Source organism: Streptomyces sp. ID05-39B, from assembly GCF_033794725.1.
GTDB lineage: Bacteria > Actinomycetota > Actinomycetes > Streptomycetales > Streptomycetaceae > Streptomyces > Streptomyces bobili.
This window is the reverse complement of record NZ_JARGEF010000270.1, coordinates 1-10,195: the sequence shown is the minus strand read 5'-3', so window position 1 is coordinate 10,195 and position 10,195 is coordinate 1. Positions and strand designations below refer to the sequence as shown.

The 10,195-nt window shown below is 67.8% G+C and carries 11 protein-coding genes; 2 read left to right on the top strand and 9 right to left on the bottom strand.

Annotation, left to right across the window (positions count from 1 at the left end; translation table 11 throughout):
- The coding region (locus P1P75_RS35450) for a LacI family DNA-binding transcriptional regulator (RefSeq protein ID WP_319263251.1) at nt 1–372 on the top strand (372 nt) is incomplete at its 5' end.
- 57 nt (nt 373–429) lie between these two features.
- Here P1P75_RS35450 and prcA read toward each other — a convergent pair.
- The 6 genes from prcA to arc all read right to left on the bottom strand — a co-directional run bounded on the left by prcA (nt 430) and on the right by arc (nt 6,607).
- Nucleotides 430–1,185 carry a proteasome subunit alpha gene (prcA, locus tag P1P75_RS35445; RefSeq protein ID WP_319263249.1) on the bottom strand — a complete coding sequence of 252 codons (756 nt, stop codon included), beginning with the start codon at nt 1,183–1,185 and terminating at the stop codon, nt 430–432.
- A 58-nt stretch (nt 1,186–1,243) separates the two neighbouring features.
- On the bottom strand, nt 1,244–2,089 hold the full coding sequence (gene prcB / locus P1P75_RS35440) for a proteasome subunit beta (RefSeq protein WP_319263247.1): 846 nt from the start codon (nt 2,087–2,089) through the stop codon (nt 1,244–1,246).
- The gene (locus P1P75_RS35435; protein ID WP_319263245.1) at nt 2,041–2,646 is read right to left on the bottom strand and encodes an endonuclease VII domain-containing protein; all 606 of its coding nucleotides are present in this window, start codon (nt 2,644–2,646) and stop codon (nt 2,041–2,043) included. Before P1P75_RS35435 ends, prcB begins: the two co-directional genes overlap by 49 nt.
- Before the next feature lie 45 nt (nt 2,647–2,691).
- Nucleotides 2,692–2,910, bottom strand: coding sequence for a ubiquitin-like protein Pup (locus P1P75_RS35430; protein ID WP_030955201.1), 219 nt, complete (start codon nt 2,908–2,910; stop codon nt 2,692–2,694).
- 188 nt (nt 2,911–3,098) lie between these two features.
- Complete coding sequence (gene dop, locus P1P75_RS35425) at nt 3,099–4,610, bottom strand: depupylase/deamidase Dop (RefSeq protein WP_369076351.1); 1,512 nt, start codon at nt 4,608–4,610, stop codon at nt 3,099–3,101.
- A gap of 230 nt (nt 4,611–4,840) precedes the next feature.
- On the bottom strand, nt 4,841–6,607 hold the full coding sequence (gene arc, locus P1P75_RS35420) for a proteasome ATPase (protein WP_319263243.1): 1,767 nt from the start codon (nt 6,605–6,607) through the stop codon (nt 4,841–4,843).
- A gap of 244 nt (nt 6,608–6,851) precedes the next feature.
- On the opposite strand from arc, the gene P1P75_RS35415 reads away from it, so the two are divergent.
- On the top strand, nt 6,852–7,157 hold the full coding sequence (locus P1P75_RS35415; RefSeq protein ID WP_086771598.1) for a ferredoxin: 306 nt from the start codon (nt 6,852–6,854) through the stop codon (nt 7,155–7,157).
- Nucleotides 7,158–7,215: 58 nt separating this feature from the next.
- On the opposite strand, the gene P1P75_RS35410 is transcribed toward P1P75_RS35415, so the two are convergent.
- From P1P75_RS35410 to P1P75_RS35400, 3 genes are all read right to left on the bottom strand, one after another.
- The gene (locus tag P1P75_RS35410) at nt 7,216–7,794 is read right to left on the bottom strand and encodes a hypothetical protein (RefSeq protein ID WP_319263241.1); all 579 of its coding nucleotides are present in this window, start codon (nt 7,792–7,794) and stop codon (nt 7,216–7,218) included.
- Nucleotides 7,795–8,051: 257 nt separating this feature from the next.
- Nucleotides 8,052–8,951 carry a tRNA (adenine-N1)-methyltransferase gene (locus tag P1P75_RS35405; RefSeq protein WP_086772234.1) on the bottom strand — a complete coding sequence of 300 codons (900 nt, stop codon included), beginning with the start codon at nt 8,949–8,951 and terminating at the stop codon, nt 8,052–8,054.
- Between the two features lie 50 nt (nt 8,952–9,001).
- Nucleotides 9,002–10,195 (bottom strand): site-2 protease family protein (locus P1P75_RS35400; RefSeq protein ID WP_319263239.1); only part of this gene is annotated, 1,194 nt, incomplete at its 5' end.

Below are 10,195 nucleotides of genomic sequence, written 5' to 3'. Positions count from 1 at the left end.
TCCCTGCGCACCGCCCCCACCCCCATGACCATCGAAGGCGCCCTCACCGCCACGGAGACCGCCCTCGACACCCCCGGGCCCTCACCCACCGCCATCGTCTGCGACGACGACAAACTCGCCGCCGGCGTCTACAAAGCCCTACGCCGACGCGGACTGCGGATCCCCGACGACGTCTCCGTCACCGGCGTGGACGACATCGCCCTGGCCGCCGCGCTCGACCCCGAACTGACGACCGTACGACTGGACGCCGAACTCTTCGGAGAACGCGGCATGCGCGCCCTGCTCGCCGTCCTGGAGGGCCGCACCCCCGAAGAGGGAGAGATTCCCGTCGAACTGGTCGTTCGGGGCTCCACGGCCCCACCCAGGGCCTGAGAACACGCCTGTGCCCCGACCGGAGAACCGGCCGGGGCACATCAGAAGCGGGTCAGGCTATTTCTTCTCGGGCTCGTCGGGCTCCTCGGCGCTCTCCGCCTCGGTCGACGCCCCGTCCGTCTCCAGCAGCCGCCCCAGCTGCCCACCGACGATCCGCTTGAACTTCCGCGACTGCGGCCGCGTACGGTCCAGCACCGCGACCTCCAGACGCTCCGCCGGAATCTCCCGCTGCGTACCGTTCGTATCCCGCGACAGAGCCTGGACGGCGAGCTTCAGAGCCTCGGCCAGACTCATCCCGTCCCGGTGCCGCTGATCCAGATAACTGCTGATCTGCTCCGCATTGCCACCCACCGCGACCGAACCGTGCTCATCCACGATCGACCCGTCGTGCGGCAGCCGATAGATCTGGTCCCCGTCCGGCGTCTCACCGACCTCCGCCACCACCAGCTCCACCTCGTACGGCTTCTCACCGGCCGAAGAGAAGATGGTGCCCAGCGTCTGGGCATAGACGTTGGCCAGACCACGGGCGGTCACATCGTCACGGTCATAGGTGTAACCACGAAGATCCGCGTACCGCACACCACCGATCCGCAGATTCTCGTACTCGTTGTACTTGCCGGCGGCCGCGAAACCGATCCGGTCGTAGATCTCGCTGAACTTGTGCAGCGCACGGGACGGGTTCTCACCGACGAACACGATGCCGTCGGCGTACTGAAGCACGACCAGGCTGCGACCACGGGCGATGCCCTTGCGCGCATACTCCGCGCGGTCGGCCATCGCCTGCTGGGGTGACACATAGAACGGCGTCGACACCGGTTATCCGTCCCTTTCTGTGGAAGTCACTCGATCACCTTGACAAGGACCCGGCCGGCTACAGCAGCGCCGCCCGCGGACCGTCCGGCTGCTCGAGACGGCGCGCCAGCACCGAGCGGGCGACCTCGGAGGACTCGTCGTCGGTGAGCCGACGGAAACCGTCCTCGGTGATCACCGTGACGATGGGGAAGATCCGCCGGGCGACATCAGGACCACCCGTCGCCGAGTCGTCATCAGCCGCGTCATAGAGAGCCTGGACCACGAGCGTCGTGGCCTCCTCCTCACTCAGATCACGGCGGTACAGCTTCTTCATCGCCCCGCGCGCGAACACCGAGCCCGAACCGGTCGCCGCGAAGTTGTGCTCCTCGGAGCGACCACCGGTGACGTCGTAGGAGAAGATCCGGCCCCTGTCACGGTCCACGTCGAACCCGGCGAACAGCGGCACCACGGCCAGGCCCTGCATAGCCATGCCCAGATTGGACCGGATCATCGTCGACAGCCGGTTCGCCTTGCCCTCCAGCGACAGCTGCGCACCCTCGACCTTCTCGAAGTGCTCCAGCTCCAACTGGAAGAGCTTGACCATCTCGACGGCCAGGCCGGCGGTGCCGGCGATCCCGACAGCCGAGTACTCGTCGGCCGGGAAGACCTTCTCGATGTCACGCTGCGCGATGACATTGCCCATCGTGGCGCGACGGTCACCGGCGAGCACCACACCGCCGGGGAAGGTCACGGCCACGATCGTCGTCCCGTGCGGCGCCTCGATCACGCCCTGCATCGGCGGGAGTTGCCGGTTGCCGGGCAGGATCTCCGGCTGGTGCTCGGACAGGAAGTCCATGAAGGACGAGGACCCAGGCGTCAGGAAGGCAGCTGGTAGACGCCCGGTGCTACGAGTGTTGGCTTCCACGCGTTTCCTTCCACGTAAGCGGCAGCCCGCCTTATGGCATCGGGCCGATCCTTGAACTGCCCCAGCGCGGCATTGCAGCTGAAGCACAGTACGCCTCGGACCCTACCCGTCTTGTGGCAGTGATCCACATGTGCGGCGGGAGCCGCCAGACATATGCAGCAGACGCCGGCTTGAGAGGCGAGCAACTCGTCACGTTCGGCTTCGGTGATGCCGTACTGGCGCTTCAGATGGTCTTGCCGCCCCCGGACCGCCCGGCACGCCTTGCAGCGCGTCGAGAGGCCGTCGGATGCGCTCGCGTTGCGGTGCCACTCACTGTGTGGCTTGATCTCGCGACACGTCCGACAGAGCTTGTGCCCTGCCGGAACATCGACCTTCTCTCGCACGGATTTCCCGATGGCGTCCCGTCGGCGCCGGTAGTGCGCGGCGCTGTATTGCGCCACGCACTCCCGACACCGCACCTGAAGGCCATCGCTTCGATTCCTGTCCCGTGCGAAAGCAGCGGGCGACAAGCTCCGCTTGCAGCCCGAGCACCGTTTATGCGGCACTTCTTCAGCCATCCCCCGCCAACCTTCACTTCGAAGGCAAAGTCGCCTAACCGGCCTTTATTCTCCGCCCTTTTGCACGAAGGAGCGCACGAAATCCTCGGCGTTCTCCTCGAGTACATCGTCAATCTCGTCAAGAACCGAGTCCACGTCGTCGCTCAGCTTCTCCTGACGCTCCTTGAGGTCCTCCGAAGCCTGCGTCTCGGCCGCCTGCTCCTCGACCTCCTCGGTGGAGCGCGTCGCCTTCTGCTGGCCGCCGCCGGTGTCCTTGGTCGCCATAACCCTCACCCCGCTCAGTTCGCCCGACATGGTCGACAGGTCGGCATCCTGCCGATCGGTGATGATCAGACCCTACAAGCCGGGTCCGACATCGGCCCCGCAGTTGATGCAACGTGCGGGTGCCACCTCGATGATTCCCGGACACGGGGATTTCCACCCCGGGCGCCCAGGTGCGGCCGAGTACCCACTCAGCCGCCCGACAAGACCCTGACCAGGTCTTCTGCCGTGCGGCAGCGGTCCAGCAGCGCCTTGACGTGATTTCGCGTTCCGCGAAGCGGTTCCAGGGTTGGAACGCGCTGGAGGCTGTCGCGGCCCGGCAGATCGAAGATGACCGAGTCCCAGGAGGCCGCCGCGACGTCGTCGGCGTACTGCTCCAGGCACCGGCCGCGGAAGTACGCGCGGGTGTCCTCCGGGGGCTTGCCCACGGCCCGCTCGACCTCCGTCTCGTCCAGGAGCCGCTTCACGCGCCCGCGGGCCACCAGGCGGTTGTAGAGGCCCTTGTCGGGCCGTACGTCGGCGTACTGGAGGTCGACGAGGTGGAGACGGGCGGCGTCCCAGTCCAGGCTGTCGCGGCGCCGGTAGCCTTCCATCAGCTCGCGCTTGGCGACCCAGTCCAGCTCGCCGGCCAGGCTCATGGGGTCGGTCTCCAGGCGGGTGAGCGTGTCCTCCCAGCGGATCAGGACGTCCTTGGTCTGCTCGTCGGCGTCGGCGCCGTAGCGCTCCTCCACGTATTTGCGGGCCAGCTCGAAGTACTCCATCTGCAGCTGGACCGCGGTGAGTGTGCGGCCGCTGCGCAGCGTGACGAGACGCTTGAGGCTGGGGTCGTGCGAGACCTGGTGGAGGGTGCGGACGGGCTGGTCCACGGCCAGGTCGACGGCGATGAAGCCGTCCTCGATCATGGACAGCACGAGGGCCGTGGTGCCGAGTTTGAGGTAGGTGGAGATCTCCGAGAGGTTGGCGTCGCCGATGATCACGTGGAGTCGGCGGTATTTCTCGGCGTCGGCGTGCGGTTCGTCGCGGGTGTTGATGATCGGGCGCTTGAGGGTGGTCTCCAGGCCGACCTCGACCTCGAAGTAGTCCGCGCGCTGGCTGAGCTGGAAGCCGTGCTCGTGTCCGTCCTGGCCGATGCCGACGCGGCCGGCTCCGGTGAAGACCTGGCGGGAGACGAAGAACGGCGTGAGGTGGCGCACGATGTCCGAGAAGGCGGTTTCCCGCTTCATCAGGTAGTTCTCGTGGGTGCCGTAGGAGGCGCCCTTGTTGTCGGTGTTGTTCTTGTAGAGGTGGATCGGCTGGGCGCCGGGGAGTGCGGCGGCGCGCTCGGCGGCCTCGGCCATGATCCGTTCGCCTGCCTTGTCCCAGAGGACGGCGTCGCGCGGGTTGGTGACCTCGGGCGAGCTGTACTCGGGGTGGGCGTGGTCGACGTAGAGGCGGGCGCCGTTGGTGAGGATCACGTTGGCGAGGCCGATGTCCTCGTCGGTGAGCTGGCTGGAGTCGGCGACTTCGCGGGCGAGGTCGAAGCCTCGTGCGTCGCGCAGCGGGTTCTCCTCCTCGAAGTCCCAGCGGGCCCGGCGGGCCCGGTGCATCGCCGCCGCGTAGGCGTTGACGATCTGGGACGAGGTGAGCATGGCATTGGCGTTCGGGTGACCGGGGACGGAGATCCCGTACTCCGTCTCGATGCCCATTACTCGCCGTACGGTCATGCGGCCCTCCTTGCCCGGCGGCGCCCTCGGTCGTGGGCGCCGCTCAAGTACCGCGGGTGCTCCGGTGCGTGTGCGGTGCCCGTGCCCGCACTGCGCCCGGCGGTACGCAAGAGCCTAGAACGCCTCTGTGCTGGTGGGGAGATCATTTGCGTCATTGCCTGCTCCAGCCGTGGCCCGAAAAGCAGTCGGCTGCGGGTACCCGTGAAAGGGGACCCGCAGCCGCCCTGGTTTTACAGGTACTGTCCGGTGTTTGCCACCGTGTCGATGGAGCGTCCGGTGTCGGAGCCCTGCTTTCCGGTGATCAGGGTGCGGATGTAGACGATCCGCTCGCCCTTCTTTCCGGAGATACGGGCCCAGTCGTCGGGGTTGGTGGTGTTCGGCAGGTCCTCGTTCTCCTTGAACTCGTCCACGCAGGCCTGGAGGAGGTGGGAGACGCGGAGGCCTTTCTGGCTCTTCTCGAGGAAGTCCTTGATCGCCATTTTCTTGGCGCGGCCCACGATGTTTTCGATCATGGCGCCGGAGTTGAAGTCCTTGAAGTAGAGGACTTCCTTGTCGCCGTTGGCGTAGGTGACTTCCAGGAAGCGGTTTTCCTCGGATTCGGCGTACATGTGTTCCACTGCCGTCTGGATCATGCTCTGGACGGTGGTGGTGCGGTCGCCGCCGTGTTCGCCGACGTCGTCGGAGTGGAGCGGCAGTCGTTCGGTGAGGTACTTGCCGAAGATGTCCTTGGCCGCTTCGGCGTCGGGACGCTCGATCTTGATCTTCACGTCGAGCCGGCCGGGTCGCAGGATGGCCGGGTCGATCATGTCCTCCCGGTTGGAGGCACCGATCACGACCACGTTCTGGAGGCCTTCCACGCCGTCGATCTCGGCGAGCAGCTGGGGGACGATGGTGTTCTCCACGTCCGAGCTGACGCCGGATCCGCGGGTGCGGAACAGGGACTCCATCTCGTCGAAGAAGACGATGACGGGGGTGCCCTCGCTGGCCTTCTCACGGGCACGCTGGAAGACCAGGCGGATCTGCCGCTCGGTCTCGCCGACGTACTTGTTCAGCAGCTCGGGGCCCTTGATGTTGAGGAAGAAGCTCTTGCCGGTGGCTTGTCCGGTCACCTCGGCGACCTTTTTGGCCAGTGAGTTGGCGACTGCCTTGGCGATGAGTGTCTTGCCGCATCCGGGGGGCCCGTAGAGTAGTACGCCCTTGGGCGGCCGCAGCTCGTGCTCCTTGAACAGGTCGGGGTAGAGGTAGGGCAGCTCGACCGCGTCGCGGATGGCCTCGATCTGGCCGCCGAGACCGCCGATCTGCTCGTAGCCGATGTCAGGGACCTCTTCGAGGACGAGTTCCTCGACCTCGCTCTTGGGGACCACCTCGTAGACGTAGCCGGAGCGGGGTTCGAGCAGCAGGGCGTCGCCGGGTCGGATGACGACGTCCAGCAGTGGTTCGGCGAGTCGTACCACGCGTTCTTCGTCGGTGTGCCCGACGACCAGGGCGCGCTCGCCGTCCTCGAGGATCTCCTTGAGGGTGACGATGTCGCCGACGCTCTCGTACTCCATGGCCTCGACCACGTTGAGAGCTTCGTTGAGCATCAGTTCCTGGCCGCGTCGGAGCTCTTCGAGTTCGACGCCGGGGCTGACGTTCACGCGGAGTTTGCGGCCTCCGGTGAAGATGTCGGCGGTGTCGTCCTCGTTGGCCTGGAGGAAGACACCGAAGCCGGCCGGGGGCTGTGCGAGCCGGTCGACCTCTTCTTTGAGGGCCACGATCTGGTCTCGGGCCTCACGGAGTGTGTTGGCCAGTCGCTCGTTCTGGGCGGACACGCCGGCCAGATTGGTCTGCAGCTCGACGATCCGCTCTTCGAGAATCCTCGTGTGTCGCGGAGAGTCGGCGAGCTTACGTCGCAGGACGGCGATCTCCTGCTCAAGGTAGGCAATCTGCCCGGCGGGGTCGTCGGACCCTCGTCCCGGGCGGATGCCGCGGTTCATGTCGTCGTCGTGGGCTGCCACGGTCCTCACCTCCTCCAAGGGGAGCTGGACGCTTCCAGACCCTACCTGGGTGGGTGTCGATTGAAACCCCTAGATCACAAAGACTGTCGGGGTGTGTCCGATCTTCACCCTTGCGCTCTCCCTCACGCCAGGGGAATACCCACCGAACATGATTGGAAAGCTGCCGGAGGTAGGGTCGAAGTGTTCAACACCCGTCAGAGCCTGCATCGTTCCCGTGCGGCTCGGCAAACATTCGGCAGGAGATATGGGCGTACAGCAGGAGGCCGGTGTCGGTGGCGAGGCGCTGGAGGTCTGGATCGATCAGGATCTCTGTACCGGCGACGGCATCTGCGCGCAGTACGCGCCGGAGGTGTTCGAGCTGGACATCGACGGTCTGGCGTATGTGAAGACGTCTGATGACGAGCTGCTGCAGGCCAAGGGGGCCACGGCGCCGGTGCCGCTGCCGTTGCTGACGGACGTGGTGGACTCGGCGCGGGAGTGTCCGGGCGACTGCATCCATGTGCGAAGGGTTTCGGACAGGGTGGAGGTCTACGGTCCGGACGCCGAGTGATTCTTTGGGCACGCCCCGTGACGGCTGTCTGATTTCTCACAGCGCCTGGTGGCCGGGTTCAGACGGTGTGGGCGCCTGCGGGTGTGGAGCGGATGAACGTGTCGTCCTTCCACTGCCACTTGGCGCGTTCCTTCACGTCCGGGCAGCAACTGGGCACGTCGGCCGAGGAGTAGCCCAGGTAGTCGGCGAGCACGGTGCCGTCGTCGACGGTCAGGGTGGTGACGGTGCGGCGTTCCTTGGGGTCGATCAGGGTGGCCACGACGCGTGGACTCGTCGCGTCGGCGGCCTGGGTGAGGACGTAGACGCCGTCGGGTGGGGTGCCCATGGGGGCGTCGCAGTGGACGACGGCGACTGTTTCGGGCCTGCCGTCGCCGTCGAGGTCTGCGGAGGCCTTCCTCATCACGAGCGCTTTTACGGGGCCGCATTCGATGGGGAAGTCGACGCCGGTGGTGGTGGGGGCGGCGACGGTCACGGGTGCGGGCGGTGTGCCGGGGCCGCTCGCCTGGGCGGCGGTCGCCGGACCGGGCTGGAGTACCGAGGACAGGGCCACGACTGCGGCCACGGCGGTGGCTGTGGCGGCCCAGTGGATGGGCCGGGTGTGAGTGTGTGCCAGTTCCGGGACGGCGGATTGCTGCACGAGGAGCGTCTCCTGGGAGGGCTGTGCCGGTGGGGTGGGGCCGGTGGGGTGGGCTGCATCGTGCCACACGTCACAGTGTGGGGGAACAGGCGGGTCCGGTGTTCCGAACGGCGGGCCGGAGTGGGCGAGGGTGGCCGGGTGTGGGCCGGTGTGGGGGCTCAACATGGCGACGCCGTGGCCGAGTTCCCCGGATGTGGGGGAACTCGGCCACGGCGTCGGATCGTTCGTGCGGCACGGGGCCGCTCGGAACGGGAGGTCTAGCGGTTGCCTCCGTCGGCGTTGGGGCCGGTGTAGTCCTCGCCGTAGGCGCCCTTGGCGGGGCGGCGGCGGCGCATGGGCGGCTCGACGCCGTCGGCGAGGCGGCGGGCGGTGAGGAGGAAGCCGGTGTGGCCGATCATGCGATGGTCCGGGCGGACGGCCAGGCCCTCGACGTGCCAGTTGCGGATCATCGATTCCCAGGAGGTCGGCTCGTTGAAGGAGCCGATCTCACGGATGGACTCGACGGTGCGCGCGAGCTGGGTGGTGGTCGCCACGTAGCAGCAGAGGATGCCGCCGGGGACGAGTGCCTTGGAGACGGCCTCCAGGCACTCCCAGGGGGCGAGCATGTCGAGGATGACGCGGTCGACGTCGGTGTCGCTCAGGTTGTCCTGGAGGTCACCGACGGTGAGCTGCCAGGCGGGGTGGGGGCCGCCGAAGTAGCGCTCCACGTTCTGCTGGGCGATCTCCGCGAAGTCCTCGCGGCGTTCGTAGCTGTGCAGCATGCCCTGGTCGCCGATGGCGCGCAGCAGGAAGCTGCTGAGTGAGCCGGAGCCGACGCCCGCCTCCACGACGCGTGCGCCGGGGAAGATGTCGGCGAAGGCGAGGATCTGCCCCGCGTCCTTGGGGTAGACCACGGCGGCGCCGCGGGGCATGGACAGGACGTAGTCGGGGAGCAGGGGGCGCAGCGCGAGGTAGGCGACGTTCCCGGTGGTGCGGACAACGCTGCCCTCGGGAGCACCGATCAGTTCGTCGTGCGGGAAGGAACCCTTATGGGTGTGGAAATTCTTCCCGGCTTCGAGCGTGAACGTGTAGTGGCGGCCCTTGGGGTCGGTCAGCTGAACCTGGTCCCCGACCTTGAAGGGCCCGCGCCTGCGGGCGGCACCGGTCGGTTCGGACATGTGACCAGCCTACCGGGGTTTGTGCGGGGTGCCGACCATCGGGGCGGCGGCTACGAGGGCCTGGCCATGGCCTTCACGAAGGCGCGCTCGACGTCGGCCGCGGAGAGGACGCCGTAGATCTCGCCGGTCTCCTCGACGACCAGGTACTCGGTGGCGGGGGTGGCGCGCAGGGCGTCGAGGAGGTCTTCGCCGGCGAGTTCGGCGGAGACCCGCATGCCGTCGGTGAGGTCCTGGGCGAGGCCGCTGACGGCGACCCAGGGGCGGCGGTGTTCGGGTACGCCGACGATGGCGGCCTCGCGGACCAGGGAGACGGGTTCGCCGTGGGCGTCGACGACGACGAGTGCGCGGGCGCCGGCGTCGTTGGCGCGGCGCAGTGCCTCGGAGAGCGGGGTGTTCGTCTCGACGGGGACGGCGCGGCGGGTGAGGTTGCGGGCGCGCAGTTCGGGGAGGTGTTCGCGCAGGCGGGCCATGCGCAGGCTGTTTCCGGCGCCGGTCCAGATGATGGCGGCGAGGATGGCGGCGAGCAGGGCGTCCAGGACGGTGTCCATGCCGACGCTGTCCTCGGCCTCGGAGCCGAGTGCTCCGGACTGGGTGAGCAGTGGCAGGCCGATGAGGACGGAGACGGCGAGGGCGCGGCCGACCCAGGCGGCGGCGATGGTGCCGGTCATGGGCTTGCCGGTGATCTTCCAGACGACGGCGCGGAGCATGCGGCCGCCGTCGAGCGGGAGTCCGGGCAGGAGGTTGAAGATCGCCACGATGAGGTTGGAGATCATGAGTCCGGCCAGCAGGACGCCGGGGACGGTGCCGGGCTCGACGGTCTGCATGGCGAGGTAGAAGAGGCCGGCCAGGACGAGGGAGAGCAGCGGGCCGACGAAGGCGAGGACGAACTCGCGGCCGGGGGTCTCGGCCTCCTTCTCGATCTCGGAGACGCCGCCGAAGAACTGGAGCTGGATGCGGCGGACCGGGAGTCCGAAGCGGAGGGCGGCGATGGTGTGCGCCAGTTCGTGGACGAGTACGGAGGCGTAGAAGGCGACCGCGAAGAAGAGGGCGACCAGGTAGCGGGCGGCGCCGAGTTCGGGGAGTACGCGGTCGAGCTGGCCGCCGAACACCCAGGTGATCAGGGCGGCGACGAGGAACCAGCTGGGGGCCACGTAGACGGGGACGCCGAAGGGGCGTCCCATGAGCAGTCCGCCGCGGGTCTCCGGGGGGCGCTGTGGCCGGCGGCGGCCCTTGGCGCTGTCTCG